The sequence below is a fragment of the Clostridium tepidiprofundi DSM 19306 genome (genome assembly GCF_001594005.1).
GTDB lineage: Bacteria > Bacillota > Clostridia > Clostridiales > Clostridiaceae > Clostridium_AC > Clostridium_AC tepidiprofundi.
On sequence record NZ_LTBA01000042.1, the window covers coordinates 1 to 17561 of the forward strand.

17 protein-coding genes are annotated in these 17561 nt (G+C 28.5%); 12 read left to right on the forward strand and 5 right to left on the reverse strand.

Annotation, left to right across the window (positions count from 1 at the left end; all coding sequences use genetic code 11):
• The first annotated feature begins 423 nt into the window (after positions 1 to 423).
• Complete coding sequence (locus CLTEP_RS11345; protein ID WP_066826787.1) at positions 424 to 927, forward strand: hypothetical protein; 504 nt, start codon at positions 424 to 426, stop codon at positions 925 to 927.
• Between the two features lie 205 nt (positions 928 to 1132).
• Here CLTEP_RS11345 and CLTEP_RS11350 read toward each other — a convergent pair whose 3' ends face one another.
• Positions 1133 to 2290: a zinc-binding metallopeptidase family protein gene (locus CLTEP_RS11350; protein ID WP_066826789.1), complete on the reverse strand. Its 1158-nt coding sequence runs from the start codon at positions 2288 to 2290 to the stop codon at positions 1133 to 1135.
• A 190-nt stretch (positions 2291 to 2480) separates the two neighbouring features.
• Between CLTEP_RS11350 and CLTEP_RS11355 the strand changes: the two genes are divergently transcribed.
• The 9 genes from CLTEP_RS11355 (at position 2481) to CLTEP_RS11395 (ending at position 8809) form a co-directional block, all read left to right on the forward strand.
• On the forward strand, positions 2481 to 2693 hold the full coding sequence (locus tag CLTEP_RS11355; RefSeq protein WP_066826791.1) for a sigma factor G inhibitor Gin: 213 nt from the start codon (positions 2481 to 2483) through the stop codon (positions 2691 to 2693).
• On the forward strand, positions 2672 to 4141 hold the full coding sequence (locus CLTEP_RS11360) for an aminotransferase class I/II-fold pyridoxal phosphate-dependent enzyme (protein ID WP_066826793.1): 1470 nt from the start codon (positions 2672 to 2674) through the stop codon (positions 4139 to 4141). The genes CLTEP_RS11355 and CLTEP_RS11360 overlap by 22 nt, the downstream gene beginning before the upstream one ends.
• A 52-nt stretch (positions 4142 to 4193) precedes the next feature.
• On the forward strand, positions 4194 to 4832 hold the full coding sequence (gene tmk / locus CLTEP_RS11365) for a dTMP kinase (protein WP_066826794.1): 639 nt from the start codon (positions 4194 to 4196) through the stop codon (positions 4830 to 4832).
• A 233-nt stretch (positions 4833 to 5065) separates the two neighbouring features.
• Positions 5066 to 5395 (forward strand): cyclic-di-AMP receptor, encoded by a 330-nt coding sequence (locus CLTEP_RS11370; protein ID WP_066826795.1) that lies wholly within the window; start codon positions 5066 to 5068, stop codon positions 5393 to 5395.
• A 15-nt stretch (positions 5396 to 5410) separates the two neighbouring features.
• On the forward strand, positions 5411 to 6355 hold the full coding sequence (locus CLTEP_RS11375) for a DNA polymerase III subunit delta' (RefSeq protein WP_066826799.1): 945 nt from the start codon (positions 5411 to 5413) through the stop codon (positions 6353 to 6355).
• 1 nt (position 6356) lies between these two features.
• Positions 6357 to 7304 (forward strand): PSP1 domain-containing protein, encoded by a 948-nt coding sequence (locus tag CLTEP_RS11380; protein ID WP_066826802.1) that lies wholly within the window; start codon positions 6357 to 6359, stop codon positions 7302 to 7304.
• Positions 7305 to 7319: 15 nt separating this feature from the next.
• A complete protein-coding gene (locus tag CLTEP_RS11385) occupies positions 7320 to 7523 on the forward strand; it encodes a heavy-metal-associated domain-containing protein (RefSeq protein ID WP_066826803.1) in 204 nt (67 codons plus the stop codon).
• A gap of 91 nt (positions 7524 to 7614) precedes the next feature.
• Complete coding sequence (locus CLTEP_RS11390; RefSeq protein ID WP_066826805.1) at positions 7615 to 7872, forward strand: YkuS family protein; 258 nt, start codon at positions 7615 to 7617, stop codon at positions 7870 to 7872.
• Between the two features lie 166 nt (positions 7873 to 8038).
• Positions 8039 to 8809 (forward strand): LysM peptidoglycan-binding domain-containing protein, encoded by a 771-nt coding sequence (locus CLTEP_RS11395; RefSeq protein WP_066826807.1) that lies wholly within the window; start codon positions 8039 to 8041, stop codon positions 8807 to 8809.
• A 77-nt stretch (positions 8810 to 8886) separates the two neighbouring features.
• On the opposite strand, the gene CLTEP_RS11400 is transcribed toward CLTEP_RS11395, so the two are convergent.
• Together CLTEP_RS11400 and CLTEP_RS11405 are read right to left on the reverse strand one after the other, a co-directional pair.
• The gene (locus CLTEP_RS11400) at positions 8887 to 9153 is read right to left on the reverse strand and encodes a cysteine-rich small domain-containing protein (RefSeq protein ID WP_066826809.1); all 267 of its coding nucleotides are present in this window, start codon (positions 9151 to 9153) and stop codon (positions 8887 to 8889) included.
• A 57-nt stretch (positions 9154 to 9210) separates the two neighbouring features.
• Positions 9211 to 11193, reverse strand: a complete 1983-nt coding sequence (locus CLTEP_RS11405) for a fructose-bisphosphatase class III (RefSeq protein ID WP_066826810.1) — start codon at positions 11191 to 11193, stop codon at positions 9211 to 9213.
• Between the two features lie 315 nt (positions 11194 to 11508).
• On the opposite strand from CLTEP_RS11405, the gene CLTEP_RS11410 reads away from it, so the two are divergent.
• The gene (locus CLTEP_RS11410) at positions 11509 to 13221 is read left to right on the forward strand and encodes a methyl-accepting chemotaxis protein (protein ID WP_066826811.1); all 1713 of its coding nucleotides are present in this window, start codon (positions 11509 to 11511) and stop codon (positions 13219 to 13221) included.
• A gap of 427 nt (positions 13222 to 13648) precedes the next feature.
• Here the strand turns inward: CLTEP_RS11410 and feoB are convergent, their stop codons facing one another.
• Together feoB and CLTEP_RS11420 are read right to left on the reverse strand one after the other, a co-directional pair.
• On the reverse strand, positions 13649 to 15775 hold the full coding sequence (feoB, locus tag CLTEP_RS11415) for a ferrous iron transport protein B (protein WP_066826812.1): 2127 nt from the start codon (positions 15773 to 15775) through the stop codon (positions 13649 to 13651).
• Positions 15766 to 16005 (reverse strand): FeoA family protein, encoded by a 240-nt coding sequence (locus tag CLTEP_RS11420; protein ID WP_242863931.1) that lies wholly within the window; start codon positions 16003 to 16005, stop codon positions 15766 to 15768. The genes feoB and CLTEP_RS11420 overlap by 10 nt, the downstream gene beginning before the upstream one ends.
• Positions 16006 to 16376: 371 nt before the next feature.
• Here CLTEP_RS11420 and CLTEP_RS11425 point away from each other — a divergent pair, with 371 nt between their 5' ends.
• Entirely contained in the window at positions 16377 to 17279 is a 903-nt protein-coding gene (locus tag CLTEP_RS11425) for a DMT family transporter (protein WP_066826813.1), read from the forward strand.
• Positions 17280 to 17561 lie beyond the last annotated feature (282 nt).

The window sequence follows — 17561 nt, forward strand, 5'->3', positions numbered from 1 at the left end:
TCTAGTCTTCCTCAATTATTTAAACCTCCTCAAACAATATAAATTAGTATTCCACTAATAATATTCGTTGAGTACATATACATATTTATAACATTTTAATGCGAAGAATTTTTAATCTTTAGAGCTGTATTTTGATGTAATATTTATGATAAAAATCTAAATTATGAATGAAAACAATAACATTTTATAATTGAAATATTATAATAAATTATGTATAATAAAACTTATGCTATCAGTAAAATGAACAATAATGTTAATTGTTTTATAATTTGATATAAATAAGCAGATTCTAGTCTAGTAAGTGTAAAATAGTATTTTGGTACAACTATAGTTATTAAGTAATTTTTAATTTAGCAATATGCTTTTGCTTATTTATGGATAATTTATATGAGAAATATTAATATTGTATAAAAGGGGGATATTATGGCTATTTACCGTGAGATAGTAGAAAGAAAGAAACTTCCAGTGATTTTGAAATTATTTATTATTCTAACTATTGTCATATATATTTCAGATTTTTTGGGGAAATTTATGATAGGAACATATAGCCTCAGAAGGGCTTCTAAACTTTTTTTTACATTTATAATGCTGATCATAATAATACAAGAATTGAAAAAGTGTATTATTAAATATAGATATTCTGTCATAGAAGATGAATTAATAATTCATAAATTAAATGGTAATGATGAGAAAATTGTTGAGGATATCAAATTTAAAGATATCAAATTTATAGGAACACCAAAAGATGAGAATATTAAATTTGATGTTGAAAAATCTAATAATTATATAGCTTCCATGTTTAGTTCTGAAAAATATTGTTGTATATATAAAGATGGAGATAAATTTAAGAAGTTTTATTTTGAACCAAGTAGCAAATTATTGAAGAATATAAAAAAGAGTATAAAGTATAATGAATCCAATAAGTAATAAAATGTTATTTTATGTATGTCGATTCAGTTAATTAATTCTATAACACTTATTATAAATACTTTTATAAGTGTAAAATTAAAGCTTTTTATTTCAGGTGGAGCAGAGCTTCCACCTGAAGTTTTGATGTATATGGTAAAATAAGGTTACTATTCGGTAAAATTGTTTATGCTAAACTGGGAGTATAGTACTAATACTAATGAAATTATGTATTTTTGTACAATTCTTCAGTCATTTCTCTTAAAAGTTCTTCTTTTTCGATTATGTCAAGTCCGGTCAATGCAAGTGCTTGACATGCTTTCAATAAAATTTCCTTACCAAATTCAGATACTGTGCATTCAGCAAATTCTTTTGACGGAAATATAACAGTAGTATCATTTACTATGCCTATTGATGGATAAATACAGGGGGTTGTATGACTTATTGAACCAATACTCAAGCCTACTTTATAATCTTTGCAACAATCAATATTTATAATTCCACTTTCCTTTAGATTGTGCTCGAATAATCTTGATAATGCTTTATTCGTTAAAAGACTTTGACTTGGAAGTTCAAAAAACGATATATTGCTTTTAACGTTTAAAATTGGAGATAGTGCTTTTATGAAATTTCTAATCTTATCTTCCAAAATTTCAGCATATTCATCATTTTGAGTTCTTATATAAAATTTAGCTTTTGCGTAAGACGGATATATATAAGGATTTTTAGCACCTTCAATTGAAATACCATCTATTGAGCATTCATTGCATGTGTTTTTCAAGAGAATGCCAAGTGCATTAAATGTAAACAAGCATGCATCTAATGGTGAATAATAATTTAAAGTGTTTTTTTCGATAGAATCATTTGATAAATATTCAATTTGCATGGGCATAACGGTCATTGATGTTCCACTTTCAAAATTCTTCACATCAGAATGTGGTGCAATGACAACATCAATGTCTTCAAAAATACCTTGTTTAGCCATTGTAAGTTCGGAACCATTAAAATCATCACCTGGGCAACCTAATAATATTACAGTTCCTTTGGTTTTGGAAATTATTTTTGATAATCCAAGTGCAGCACCAACTGACATTGAACAATTCATATTGTTGCCATATATATGAGTGTTTTCGAAAGAAGAAGCAGAGAACTTACATATATAACATATCTTAGGATGACCGGTTCCATATTCGGCATAAAAGGCAGTAGGTATATTCATATAATTATGAGTAATATTAAAGTTGTATTTTTTTAGTAAATTAGTGATATAATCTTTTGCTTTGTATTCTTCGAAGCTTTTTTCAGGATTAGTATAGAGAAAATACGAAAGTTGAAACAACTCTTCTTTTAGTGTACTTAAATAAGTTATTATTTCTTGTTTCAATCAAATCACTTCCTATTAATAGATACTTATTTCACAGGTTATAGTATGCCCAATATATAAAATTAATATTTTTAAAAATAATTTAGGTGGACAAAATAAAAAAATCAATGTAAATGAATAAGATATATTGTAGAGGCAAAAATTCAAAATAAGATATATTTATTTTGAATAGCAATAAAAGGAGGAATATATGAAAAAACAGTGTTGTGTTATATGCAGGAAGCCTCTAAATGATGGTATAATGATAAATGGAAGAAGAATTTGTAAGTCGTGTGAAGAGAGATTGATTAAAGCTGAAGTGAACACAGATTTCTACGAATACTATAAGAAGCGTATTAGAAGAAGTATTGCACATTTTCTATTAAAAGGAGAGGAAAGAGATTGTCCAAATTACCACTTGTAGATGGCATAAATAAATATATAGAAGAAAAAAACATATATTTTTGTATGCCAGGACATAAAAATGGCAAAGGTTTTATAAAGACGAAAGAAGGAAAAAAATTATACGATAATTTCATAAAAGGTGATATTACTGAAGTTGATGGAGTAGATAATTATCATGATGCAAAAGGTATAATAAAAGAAGCACAAACTTTATTAAGTGAATTTTATGGTAGTAAAAAGTCATATTTTCTTATCAATGGAAGCACTAGTGGAAATTTAGCTATGATATTCTCAGTTTTTGATGAAGGAGACAAAATAATAGTTGAAAGAAACTGCCATAGGTCTATATATAATGCAATAGTTTTAAAAAAATTAAAACCAATTTATTTAAAGAATAAATTCAATTCAGAATATAGCATTCCAGTTTCTATTGATAAGAAAAATTTTATAAATGTAATAAATAATAATAGAGATGCTAAGGGCATAGTAATAACGTATCCTAATTATTATGGAATATGTGTTGACTTAAATAAAATAGTAAATATTGCACACAAATATGGTATGAAGGTGCTTGTAGATTCTGCACATGGGGCACATTTTGGAGTTTGTAGTAGTTTACCTCAAAATGCTATAAGATTAGGTGCTGATATTGTTGTTATGAGTGCACATAAGACGCTTCCAAGTTTAACCCAAACTGCATATCTTCATATAGGTGATAAAGCATTTCAAAGTGATAGTGAATTTGAAAAGCTTGATTTTTATGTTAGTGCATTATCAAGTACAAGTCCTTCATATATGTTTATGACATCTATGGATTATGCAAGATTTTATTTAGAAAAATACGGAAAAGAGCACTATAATGAACTAATAAATTTATGCAGCAAATATAAATATAAAATAAATAATATAAGAGGATTCAAAATACTAGATATGACGGATATCAATAGTTTAAATTATGATAATGCAGAAACTACTTGGGAATGTTCACTAGATATAACTAGGTATATACTCAATGTTGACTTAGGATATAGTGGACACAAATTATGTAGATATTTAAGAGAAAATAGAATTCAATGTGAAATGAGCGATTCAAGAAATGTCATATTAATATTTTCACCTTTTAATACAGAAGAGGAATTTGAATATCTTTATGAAGTGCTAAAAAAATGTCCATTAGAAAGTATAAGAACACAAAAAAATGATAGTATATTTTTAGATAATGAATTGCCAAAAATTGAGTTATATCCATATGAGATTATGAATAAAGCTACTAGAAAAATTCCTATAGAAGAGGCTGAAGGCAATATAAGTGCAGTGCAGATTGTGCCGTATCCGCCAGGTATACCTATTATAATGCCTGGTGAAGTAATTAATAGAGATATTTTAAATATCATTAATCAATATATAATAAATGAAAGAAGTATTTTGGGAATTGAAAATGGAAGCATTACAATAATTGATGTATAATAATTATAGTTATACTTGCGAATTAACAATACTATGAAGGAGAAATAACATTATGCATAAGAGAGGTTTGTTTATTACTTTAGAAGGAGGAGAAGGAGCTGGTAAAACTACTCAAATAAATCTTATAGAAAAGTATCTTATGAGTAAAGGGATTAGTTGTGTATTTACAAGAGAGCCTGGGGGAATAAATATTTCTGAACAAATTAGAGAAGTTATTTTGAATAGAAAGAATATAAGTATGGATGGAAGAACAGAAGCTTTATTATATGCTGCTTCGAGAAGGCAACATCTTGTTGAAAAGGTAATTCCAGCTTTGAAAGAAGGTAAAGCGGTAATTTGCGATAGGTTTATTGATGCTTCTCTTGTTTATCAAGGATACGCTAGAGGAATAGGTATAGAAAAAGTGATGGAGATAAATGAGTTTGCAATAGAGGGATATATGCCGAATTTAACGATATATCTTGATATTGATCCGAAGATTGGACTAGAAAGAATATCTGCAAGCAAAAACAGAGAAGTAAATAGATTGGATTTAGAAAATATGAAATTTCATAATAAAGTTAGAGAGGGATATTTGACTTTATTAAAAAGAGAACCAATGAGAATAAAGATGATAAATGCTAATCAAAGTATAGATAATGTTTTTAATGAAATAAAGATATTGCTTGATAAGCTGTTTGAAATAGATTAAATACAAAAAATTCATGTTTATAGGAAACTATAAAGGCTAAGTGAACTTGTTTTGCTGAAGCGAAAGCTTCAATTTCCACTCCTATAGAAGTGGGAGTCTTGTAAAATCGATGAATTCAATAATATGGATTAATGATGATTCTTTATATATTATAATAAATTAAATTGTGATAAAATATTGAGTAAGGGAGTAAGAGCGTATATAAATTTAATAATTATTTGGAGATGATTTAATTGAAATTAATAGTTGCTATTGTACAAGATGAACAGTCAAATGAATTGATTGGTATTTTAACGGATAATGGATACAGAGTTACTAAATTAGCTACAACAGGAGGCTTTCTAAAAGCAGGTAATACAACTTTAATGATAGGTGTAGAAAAAGATAAGGTTGAACATGTATTAGAGATTATAGAGGAAGAATGCAAGACACAGAAGAAAACTGTAACATCACCTTCACCAGCCGCTGGATCTACGGGAGTATATGTACCTTACCCTGTGGAAGTAAAGGTAGGAGGAGCAACGATATTTGTGCTAGATGTAGATAAATATATTAAAATATAAGTATGGAGGGCTGCTATGGATTTTAGCGGTATAATAGGCCACAAAAACATTATAAAAGAATTAATAAATGCAATAGAAGAAGGAAGATTTGCACATGCTCACATATTAGTAGGTGAAGACGGAATAGGGAAAAGTTTAATAGCACGTTATATAGCGCTTAAAATACTTGGGAAAAATCGTGATACACAATGTGTTGATATTATAGAGTGGAAGATGGCAAAAAATAAAAGGTCATTGGGTGTAGATGATATAAGAAAATTAATTGAAGAGATAAACAAAAAACCTTATGAAGGGGAAAATAAAGTTATAATAGTGTATGAAGCACATAATATGACAGTACAAGCACAGAATGCATTTTTAAAAACAATTGAAGAAGCACCTGAGGGTACTTATATAATATTGTTATGTGAAAATTTAGATAAGATATTAGATACAATTAAGTCGAGATGTCAAATACATAAGCTAAGAGTTTTGAGTGACTCGGAAATAATGGATTTCATTGACAAAAAATATACTCACCTAATGGATGAAGAAAAGAAAATACTTATTGCTTTTAGTAATGGAGTACCAGGAAGAATAGAAAGATTTTTAAAAGATGATAAATTCAATGAAATTAGAAAGGAAACATTACAGATACTGGCTAATTCTTCACGTATAAATAAGGGTAAAATGATAAAATATGAGAAATTTTTCATTGAAAATAGAGAATATTGGGAAGAAATATTAAATTCAATGATTTCTTATGTTAGAGATTTGATGATATATAAAGAACTGGGAATAGAAAAGTTTATAATTAATATTGATAAGACTAATGAAATAAAAGAACTTTCCAATATGTTTTCTTTTAATAAATTAAGTAAATTAGTTGATATTGTAGATGAAACAAGGAAAAGGTTGGACAAAAATTTGAATCCTTCACTGGTTTTTGATATGATGCTTCTAAAAATACAGGAGGTATAATATGGCTAAAGTAATAGGGGTACGATTTAAAAAAGCAGGGAAAATATATTATTTTAATCCTAATGATGTGGAAGTTAGCAAAGGAGACTATGTAATAGTTGAAACAGTAAGAGGAATAGAGTTTGGGGAATGTGTGATTGGTATAAAGGAATTTGATACTGAAAATTTTAATGCACAATTAAAGGATGTAATAAGAAAGGCAACAGAAGAAGATATTAAAATTAATGAAATTAATAAAGAAAAGGAAAAGGAAGCATTTGATATTTGCCTAAATAAAATTGAAAAACACAATTTAGACATGAAGCTTATAGATGTTGAATACACATTTGATAACAATAAAATAATATTTTATTTTACAGCGGATGGGAGAGTTGATTTTAGAGAACTTGTAAAGGATTTAGCAAGTGTTTTCAGAACGCGAATTGAATTAAGACAAATAGGAGTTAGAGATGAAACTAAGATGATTGGTGGCTTAGGACCATGTGGTCGTCCATTATGTTGTTCAACATTTTTAGGGGAATTTGCACCTGTGTCAATAAAGATGGCTAAGGAACAGAATTTATCCTTAAATCCATCAAAAATATCAGGAATTTGTGGTAGACTTATGTGCTGTTTGACCTATGAGCAAGATACATATAGATATATAAGGGAAAGAATGCCTAAAAGGGGTTCTATTGTAGATACACCTTATGGTCATGGAGAAGTAGTAGACAATAATCTTGTTAAAGAAACGGTTAAGGTTAAGTTGAAAATACAGGATGATGAAGATGAATTTAAATGTGTATCGATTAATGATATTTCTTTAATTTCGGGTCAATATGAAATAGAAGATAATGACGAAGTTATAAATGTTGAAATAGAAGATGATGAAGATGTTATGGTATTAAATAAGGTTCTTGAAGATGATGCAGAAAAAGACAATATAAAAGAAATACTTAAAGGAAAATAGGGGGTTATAAATCATATGAAGACAGTATTGAAGGTATGTGATATACGTTCGGCTAAAGATGTGGTTAATATTAAAAAAGCAATTTCAGATAATGAAGGCATTATAGCCTGTCAGATTGAAACCAAAAATGGTGAGGTTGAAATAGTTTATGACAATTACTTTGTAGATGTAGATAAAATTATAGAATCAATCGAAAATGTAGGATATACCGTTATTTAAAGAGTAGCTAAAAATTAGCTGCTCTTATTTTGCATACAGTTTTAAAAAATGCAGATAATAACTATGAGAATATGAATGAGAGGGGATTAAAATGAAGAAAATTGCTGTAGAAAAAGGACTAAAGCCTGTTAAGGATTATTTGGCAGATGAAGGATATAGCGTAAAAGAGTTTGATAATAGCAAAAAGACAGCTAAAAATTTCTTAAACAAGTTTGATGCTGTCGTTGTAAAAGGTGAAGATTTAAATGTTATGGGAATACAAGATACTATTACTAAAAGCATAATAATGAATGCCGATGGAAAAACGCCTGAAAATATAAAAAGTGAAATAGAATCTACTATTGAATAATTACTATTGAATAGTCAGTGAATAAAAACTAATCTCTGATTTATAAAGAGATTAGTTTTTTTGTAAATAAATTTATATTTCATGTATAAGATTAAGAAAAGTGGCAAGTATTTAAATATAATTAAATGATATTAATAAATAGATATATAGTGAAGGAGTGCTGATTATGAAACCTAAAAAAGGGGTATTAATTTTAAGTGTTGCTATAATAGTAGTATTAGGGTTATTTGTAGGAATTAAAATAAGCAATTCATTTGGTGGTACTAATTCTACAAATAAAGCAACATTGAATGAAAATGAAAACTTAGAGAATAAGCAGGATAACAAAGAAACAGATGATAGCATAGGATACTCTACGACTAACGAAGATGTTAATGATGAAAATGTTGATGATTCAAATATTAATGATAAAAATCGTGAACAGATTGATACTCAAAAGGAAAAAATACTTGACCAAGGTATGTCATATGATAGTAGTAAAATTGAAGATGAAGAAGATGCTCAAGAAGAAGAAAATGCAATTCAAATTGAAGTATATAAGGATAAGTATGCCGTACAAAAGGGAGATACACTATTTAGCATAGCAAGAGAATTTTTTCCTCAAGATGTAGTAGGTAAAGCTGTTAAATATATTGCATTAGCAAACAAAATTAATGATTCTAATGAAATATATGTAGGTCAGGAGTTATATATTCCTACTCAAGAAAATTTTGAAGATGAAGAGCCTGATAAAAAGGGAACTGCATATAAAGTAAAGGTTGGAGATACATTAAGCAGTATTGCTGCTAGTAAGATGACTTGGTGTAGTGTAGATACGGCGGTTGAATTGTTAAAAGAAAGCAACAATATAGAGAATGCTGATTTATTGCAGGCAAATTCAATTATTTATATCCCTCAGAATGAAAAAGAGGGTCAAGAGGAAAGCAATCAAAATTAATTAATTGCAAATTACTAAATAAATTTAGTAATATATATAGTCCCCCTTAAAATCCCCTCAATTTATTGAGAGGGATTTTACTTTTTATGATTTTCTGAAGCTAGTCTTGAAACTTCTTCCCATTTAGACATTATATAATCATATCCGTTTTTTGAATGAGGAATTAAACAATTAGAACAATCTTTTATTCCATTAACATATTTGAAATTTCCACCACATTTATCGCCGAGAGTATAAAGAGGACAATAACAAAATAGACAATTAAAATCTTTAGTATCTTTTACTTTATGACAAGGGAAAAACTCACAATCTTTATGTTGAAAAAATTTATAGTTTTCGCTCATAATTATTACTCCTTTTCAATATTATAACTAAATTATAGCACGTACATGATATATTTGTTACTGCTTTTCTTTAATTAAACCTTTTCTATAGGCTGTTAAGAGCATTTTTAAATCTCCAATTTGCTGTTCTAATTCTATGCCTATGTCAGTATCTGATACGCATTTTCTTTTTGAGGTTTTTTCTAGCACGGTGGTGGTAGAAAGAATGTCTTTCTCTTCTTCAATTGCTTTTTGTATTGATTCAAATGGCTCATGTGATGCAAGAAGAAGACCATATGAATTATATATAAGTGTGTATCCAGCAATGCCTGTTTGAGGCTGATAAGCTTTTGAGAAACCACCATCAATTACCAATAATTTACCGTTTGCTTTTATAGGACTTTCTCCGTCTTTGGTTTTTACTGGCACATGTCCATTAATTATATGGGAAGTTTTTGGATTAAGTCCAAATTCTTTAAGAACATTACAACAAGCTTTTTCATTATCTCTAAGTTTAAAATATGGATTCTTTATTTCAACATGAGTTTCTTTATCATTGATAAAATATCTTTCAAATGTTGTCATCTTATCCTTTCCAAATAACGGAGAATGTTCTCCACACCACATATACCACATCATATCCAAACCATACTGTTGATCAGCACTATTTTTTTTGCCGAAATATGCTTCTCTTGCAAGTCTATCAAGCCTATCAAGAAGGGATTTGCCATAGTATTTCTTTCCATTGATAGTAACTTTCCTAAAACTTCCGTCTTCATTCATAGTTATACAACCATGATAAAGGAGATTAGAATTAAATTTCAAATACATGCTTCCTTTAGAATATAAAAACCTAATATGTTTTTGGAGTTTTTCGCTATTTGTAAAAGAATTTTTAAGTTGAGATATCAATTCTTGTTCTTCTTCTATTAATTTATAAGGATCTTTTGGATCTATCGTTGGAAATAGAGTATCATTGAGTTTATATGTCTTGCCATATAAATTTATAACTCCCTTTTCATAATCAATTTTATCTAGTAAAAGTCTATCATTCATATTAAATTCAGGTCTTCTTTTAATTAATTGACCTTCTAGTTTTAATTGAATAATGCTTATAGCTTTATGCATTTTTGTTATCAGCTGGATATCTTTTTCTCTGTAATCAGCTTGCGATGGAACTTTTGGTTTAAATGGTATACAATTATCATCTTTATAAAATTCGAGTGCAAACGTTGCTAGAGGAAGCATATTTATTCCATATCCTTCTTCTATAGTTTTTAAATTTGCATATCGAGTTGAAATTCTAATTACATTTGCTATACAAGTTTCGGAGCCAGCTGCGGCGCCCATCCATAGTATATCATGATTACCCCATTGAATATCAACAGAATGATGATTTATAAGTTCATCTAAAATAATGTGTGCACCTGGACCTCTATCATATATATCTCCAAGTATATGAAGTCTGTCCACAGAAAGACGCTGAATAAGTTTAGCAAGAGCAATAATAAATTCGCTTCCTCTGTCAATGTCAATTATTGTTTTAATAATTTGATTATAATAATTTTGTTTGTTAGACTTGTTTTCTTGTTCATGTAGAAGTTCTTCTATTATATACGCGAAGTCCTTAGGCAATGCTTTTCTTACCTTAGATCTTGTATATTTTGAGGAAACATTTCTGCATACTTCTATCAATTGATATAATGTTATTTTGTACCAATCATTGATGTCTTTTTCTTGTGTTTTTATTATTTGTAATTTTTGTTCAGGGTAGTATATTAAAGTAGCTAAGCTCTTTTTTTCACTTTCACGTAGAGAAGTTCCAAACATATCGTCTATTTTTCTCTTAATGACACCAGAAGCATTTCTTAAAACATGAGTAAAAGCTTCGTATTCTCCGTGAATATCTGTCAAAAAATGCTCTGTTCCTTTTGGTAAATTTAAGATTGCTTGTAGATTGATAATTTCAGTACAAGCTGAAGCAATCGTAGGAAATTGTTCAGATAATAATTTTAGATACTTTTTATTTTTTTCTAGTTTTTCGATACTTATATCTTCCATTAAAAATCGCCTCTTTTCGATGAATCTCTAAAATATATGCTATATTTACAGGCTTTATTCATCATATAAGGTATATACTAATAAAAGTATTAGCATATACAAATGAGAAGTTGACAACCTAATCAACATATTTATTATACTATATAGAATTATAATTATAAAGATTAAAAAGTAATATATTGGATAAAAAAGTTTATAATTTAAATTACTCTAGAAATTACACCATAAAATAGTATATAATAATAATGCTACATTAATATGTATATAAAAGAATGAATTTCAATACTGCATATTATTAAAACTGGGGGGATTTGTATGAAGAAGAAGAAGGTAACAATGGGAAAGCAATTAACGAGACAAATTATGGCTTCTATAGTAGGTATATTTGTGGTATTATCTATTATCACGTATGTAGCTGTGGGGAAAGTGACTAAGAATATTATTAGGTCTAATATTTCTGTAATGACGTCGGATATTAGTAATTTAATTGAAAACCTTAATATTAGTGTGGATGAGTATGATGATAAACTTTATAAGGAAGTTGATTTAGCATTAGGGAAGGTAATAGACAAAAGTTCAGGATTTATTAAAGGTATATATGCTGTACATAAAAATAACAATCAATGGGTTTATTTAATAGATAAAACTAGAGAGGGCAAAGCAAAATATGGAGATGTGTTTAACGGGGATAATATAGATCTAATTGAAAAAGCAAGTAATTCAGGAGAGATAACTATTTCTGATAAGTTACTTGGTTTAGAAAATAAAATTACTACAATGAATGTTTATATTCCAGTAAAGTCAAAAGACAATGCCGGAGTTGTTTTTGGTATTGAATTTGATATAAAAACTTTAGTTATGATATGGGTTGTAATGATAGGTATTTTTGCTGGAATAATGGTGTTAACATTGATTTTAATTAGAATAATTGTTGGCAGAATAACAAAGAAACAGACTAAATCTATTGAAATTTTGGTTGATAAAATGAGAAATATGGCTAATCTTGAGGGCGATTTAACTAAAAGAATTGAGATTGACAGTAATGATGAGATTGGAGAATTGGCTGAGTATACAAATAAAATGTTAGATTCATATAGAGATATTTTAATACAGTTTGATGAATCTGCTAAAAAATTAAATAATACAAATGAAGAATTTATAAGACTATTTAATAATGCATCTTCTAAGTTTGTACAGATGAGTGATGTGACTAATACAATAGCATCTGGCATAAATGAGCAGACAGATGATTTGGAAACAATTGCAACTCAAATTCGTTCTATAAGTGAAGCTATAAATCAAGTTGCAGATAATTCTCAGAAAGTAACAGAACAAGCTATAAAAGCTTCAGAAAATGCAGTTGAGGGAAATAAATCAATGGAAAGATTAGAGATGTTTTCTAAAGAAATAATGGATGTTGTTAATAATACATCTGAAATTGTAAAAAGATTAGCTGAAAAATCTGAAGCGATTAATAGTATAGTGGATACAATAACAGCGATATCAGAACAAACAAATTTATTGGCACTTAATGCTTCTATTGAGGCAGCTAGAGCAGGAGAACATGGAAAAGGATTTGCTGTGGTTGCTGAAGAGGTTAGAAAATTAGCAGAAGAATCATCTAGTTCAGCAGAAGAAATATTTAATTTAATTCAGGAGGTTCAAAAAGGCATAGAAGATACGGGAACATCAATGAATCAGGTTGCGGATAAAACTATGAATCAAGGTAAATATGTTGATGAGGTATCAAGCAGATTTGATGATATAGTAGAGTCTATTAATAATGTGTCAAGTAGAGTTGAAGAAGTTTCATCAGCAGCAGAGGAAATGTCAGCAAATACTACATTGGTTGCTAATAAAATAGAAAAGCTTACACATATTGCAGAAAAAAATAATGCATCCGTTGAAGAAGTTGCAGCGGATATAGATAGTCAAGTAAATTCAATAGGTATTCTTGATGAGAGGGCTAGAGAACTCAAATTGGTTTCTGACGAATTAACAGAAAAACTTTCAAAATTAAAATATTAGATAGTTTTTGTTATTTTATAAATTCTTTATAAAATAATGAATTTATATGAATAAAAAGTTTTGTGGTGGGGATACTTATAACCGTAGAAACAATGTATTTTTATATAAGCCCTTATGATCCCTCAATCCCTTAAGATAGTATGCACTATGAAGTGCATACTATTCCCCCATAATTAAATATTTAAACTCCCCTTAGGACACTTTATTTAAAGTGTCCTAAAATTTACAAAGTATTATTATCTTTAAATAATTTACAAAAGTCTTGCTAATTTGATTTGTAGTTTATAAATAATTAAAAATCATTATAATAAGCTACAAATGACTTGATAATTTAATTTGTAATACTGGATTTTACTGTTTTCCTGTACTATATGATGCTTGAGAATCGCACTAAAATGTATTTTATATTTAATAGATTGATATTTGCTTATTTATAGAATTGTATTAAATTATACATTTGGGTTGTTATGAAGCATATAATTATTGCTATAGATGTTGGCATAAATATTGAAAACAGAGTCCATTTAATACTTTTAGTTTCTTTTCTTATGGTTAAAACAGTTGTTGCACACGGGAAATGAAGCAATGAAAAAAGCATAACATTTAAAGCGGTTAAATGTGTCCAACCATTGGCTACTAAAATATTTTTTAACTCGTGTAAACTTGTAAAATCTGTCATGGTGTTTTTAGATAGGTACGCCATTATCAAAATTGGTATTACTATTTCATTTGCTGGAAAGCCTAGTATGAAAGCAAGCAAAATAAAACCATCTAGTCCTATAATATGTGCAAAAGGATTTAAAAATGCAGCAATGTGTCCTACTATGCTCATATTTCCAATATATATATTACTAAGTATATATATAATTACTCCAGCAGGTGCAGCTACTTTAACTGCTCTTACAAGAACGAAAATAGTTCTATCTATTATAGAAGTATAAATTACCCTAGTAAATTGAGGTCTTCTAAATGGAGGAAGTTCCAATGCAAATGAAGAAGAAACACCTTTGAGAAAAGTTTTCGATAAAATAAAAGATGTTAGCAATGTGATTGCTATGCCTAAAACTACCAATCCAGAAACTATTAAAGCTGCTAATATTCCATTCATGGTTGATGAAAGACCTATTCCAAAGAATATTGATGCTATAGCAATTAAAGTTGGAAATCTTCCATTGCAAGGAACAAAGTTATTTGTAAGAATAGCAATTAGTTTTTCTCTTGGAGAATCTATAATTCTGCAAGAGATTATTCCAGCAGCATTGCAGCCAAATCCCATACACATTGTTAGAGCTTGCTTACCATGTGCACAAGCCTTCTTGAAAACATGATCTAAATTAAATGAAATCCTTGGAAGATACCCCAAATCTTCTAAAATAGTAAATATAGGAAAAAATATTGCCATAGGAGGTAGCATTACTGAAATAACCCATGCTGTTGTCCTATATATTCCGATAACCAAAATACCATGAATCCATGATGGTGCATTTATATATGTGAATAATTTGGTTAATTTTCCTTCTATAAGAAATAAAAATTTCGATAGCATTTGAGAAGGATAATTAGCTCCTTGAATAGTTAGCCAGAGCACAACAGCAAGAGTGAGAAGCATTATAGGAATTCCAAATATTTTTGATGTTAGTATATCATCAATTTTATATTGTGATACAATTTGACTATCATTTTTATTTAAACAATCTGATAATATGTTATCGGCATTTTTATAAATATCTGATACAATAACTTCTCTACTAATATTGTTTTGAAAAGTACCAGTAACTTTGTTTTTAAAAGAATTAATATCTGAAAAATCATATTTAAGATATTTGTTTATTGAATTCAATATTGATTTATCTCCATCCAAAAACCTAAGTGCAAGCCACTTGGAATTTATTTTATTATTGAACATATTTTTTAGTAGTGGTTCTATTTTTAGCATATAGTTTGAAATATCTTCATTATATTTTAATTTATATGGTGAAGGAATAATTTTTTTTGTACATACTTTAAGAGTAATGTTTTTTAATTCGTCTATACCTTTGTTATCCCTTGCAGTTGTAGGAATCACAGGAATACCTAACTTTTTCGATAATAACGGTATGTCAATGCATATTCCTTTTCGTTTAGCCTCATCCATTAAATTTAAACACAATATTATATTATCTGTTATTTCGCAGATTTGAAGTAAAAGATTTAAGTTTCTTTCAATACAGGTTGCATCTACGACAACTATTACAGCATCAGGTTTTCCAAAGCAAATGAAATCTCGTGCAACTATTTCTTCTTGAGAACTTGCCAAAAGAGAATATGTTCCAGGAAGATCTACCAGAATAAAATTTTGTTTTTTATGAGTAAAATCTCCCTGCATACTTGTTACGGTTTTACCAGGCCAATTACCTGTATGTTGATGAAGACCTGTTAAGGCATTAAAAACAGTGCTTTTTCCAGTGTTAGGATTACCTGCAAGTGCTATAACGAAGTCATCATTATGTTTTTTAGTTATATTAAACAAATCAATTAGTGCATCTTTTGATGAAGAAAATCTATTTAGTCCCATAATTCCACCTCAATATTATTAGCTTCTTCTACTCTTAATGCTATACAGGTACCTTTAACAAAATAGGCGGTAGGATCTCCCCATGCACTTTTTCTAAGGACATAAATTTTACTTCCTTTAATTATACCTAAATCTAGTAATCTTTGTTTTGGTAATCCTTTCAAATGATTGTTTATTATTTTTGCAGTATAATTAACAGGAACTTCAGATAATTTCATAATATTTTTCACTATAACCACCTGTTTATAAATTGATAGGACTGCATTATGCATGATTTTAGTCAGTCTATTTTATGATAGCAAATACAAATTAAGATAACATAACTTGGCATACGACAGAACTGCATATAATATTCAGCATTAGTGGAAGTACTTTGCTGCTCAAAACATGATAAGATATTACAGAACTGCATATAATTTTTAGTCTATGTTGTATATTATGAGATTGTTTTAAATTATGTTACTGAACTTAAGTGTTTTAAAATTTTTGATGCTGATTGTTGGTAATTATACGTTTGAAACTGATATAATATATTTAGCGCTTAAAGTTAAGAAATATTGTAAATACTTTACACTATCAGTTAAGAAAGGTAGGGGACTATATGAAGAATATTGATAGAAAAAAGAGCTTGTATGCTGATTTGTCATTGTTTATTGTTGCAATAATATGGGGAGGTGGTTTTATTGCTGTAAAAAATTCTATTGATGATGTATCACCGTTTTATTTGCTTACACTACGATTTGGTATTTCAAGTATAATAATGGCAATTATACTACATAAAAGAATAAAAAATATAACTAAAAAGGACATAAAAGCAGGTGTTATAGTTGGAATATTTTTGTTTTTAGGGTTTGTTGCACAGACATATGGAATAAAATACACCACTGCTGGTAAAAATGCTTTTTTAACAGGAGTAAATGTTATTATTGTACCATTTTTGTATTGGATGGTTAGCAAAAAGAAACCTGATATTTATGCATTTGTTTCAGCATTTATAAGCTTTATAGGAATGGCAATGTTGACTTTAAATGGTGGACTATATATAGGAATAGGGGATGGCTTAACCATATTATGTGCTTTTTTCTTTGCGGGTCATATAGTTGCAGTGGGATACTACACAGATACAACAGATCCAATAATATTATCTATAGTACAAATGGCAGCGGTAACCATTTTTTCATTGATATGTGCTTTTGTTTTTGAAACACCACCTACAACAATAAATAAAAGTTTAATTATTGGGGTTGGATACATATCAATTTTCAGCACTATGTTAGCATTTATAATTCAAAATGTAGCCCAAAAGTATACATATCCAACTCATGCTGCTATTATACTGTGTTTAGAATCGGTTTTTGGATCAATTTTTTCTGTGATATTTTTGAAAGAAATATTTACTATCAAAATGATTGCAGGATGTGTGCTAATATTTATAGCTATAATTACATCTGAAACAAAATGGAACTTTTTAACGTACCTAGCAGAAGTCTCCCATCTTCTATAAGTGGGAGATGAATGCGTAAAAACAACTTGCTCCTATTATTTTATCGATTCTACAAGACTCCCACTTCTATAAGTGGGAGATTGAAGCTTTTGCTTCAGGTGGAGTAGAGTCTCCACCTGAAGTCTCGATGTTTTGCTTTAGCAAAACGAGTTCACTTTTTTTGTACTAAAATAAAGTCAGCAGTAAATAATATAAATGAGTGATAGTAATGAAATTAGATACAAATAATCATTAAGTATTCTTATAATAAAGAAATATATTCAAAGTCAAGAAAAGAAATGA

What these genes read in the sequence shown, in the direction of transcription:
- CLTEP_RS11385 (WP_066826803.1), top strand. Translation starts at nt 7,320, where the DNA reads ATGAAGACAGTATTGAAGGTATGTGATATACGTTCGGCTAAAGATGTG.
- CLTEP_RS11390 (WP_066826805.1), top strand. Translation starts at nt 7,615, where the DNA reads ATGAAGAAAATTGCTGTAGAAAAAGGACTAAAGCCTGTTAAGGATTAT.
- tmk (WP_066826794.1), top strand. Translation starts at nt 4,194, where the DNA reads ATGCATAAGAGAGGTTTGTTTATTACTTTAGAAGGAGGAGAAGGAGCT.
- CLTEP_RS11425 (WP_066826813.1), top strand. Translation starts at nt 16,377, where the DNA reads ATGAAGAATATTGATAGAAAAAAGAGCTTGTATGCTGATTTGTCATTG.
- CLTEP_RS11345 (WP_066826787.1), top strand. Translation starts at nt 424, where the DNA reads ATGGCTATTTACCGTGAGATAGTAGAAAGAAAGAAACTTCCAGTGATT.
- CLTEP_RS11355 (WP_066826791.1), top strand. Translation starts at nt 2,481, where the DNA reads ATGAAAAAACAGTGTTGTGTTATATGCAGGAAGCCTCTAAATGATGGT.
- CLTEP_RS11380 (WP_066826802.1), top strand. Translation starts at nt 6,357, where the DNA reads ATGGCTAAAGTAATAGGGGTACGATTTAAAAAAGCAGGGAAAATATAT.
- feoB (WP_066826812.1), bottom strand. Translation starts at nt 15,775, where the DNA reads ATGGGACTAAATAGATTTTCTTCATCAAAAGATGCACTAATTGATTTG.
- CLTEP_RS11395 (WP_066826807.1), top strand. Translation starts at nt 8,039, where the DNA reads ATGAAACCTAAAAAAGGGGTATTAATTTTAAGTGTTGCTATAATAGTA.
- CLTEP_RS11405 (WP_066826810.1), bottom strand. Translation starts at nt 11,193, where the DNA reads ATGGAAGATATAAGTATCGAAAAACTAGAAAAAAATAAAAAGTATCTA.
- CLTEP_RS11410 (WP_066826811.1), top strand. Translation starts at nt 11,509, where the DNA reads ATGAAGAAGAAGAAGGTAACAATGGGAAAGCAATTAACGAGACAAATT.
- CLTEP_RS11375 (WP_066826799.1), top strand. Translation starts at nt 5,411, where the DNA reads ATGGATTTTAGCGGTATAATAGGCCACAAAAACATTATAAAAGAATTA.
- CLTEP_RS11400 (WP_066826809.1), bottom strand. Translation starts at nt 9,153, where the DNA reads ATGAGCGAAAACTATAAATTTTTTCAACATAAAGATTGTGAGTTTTTC.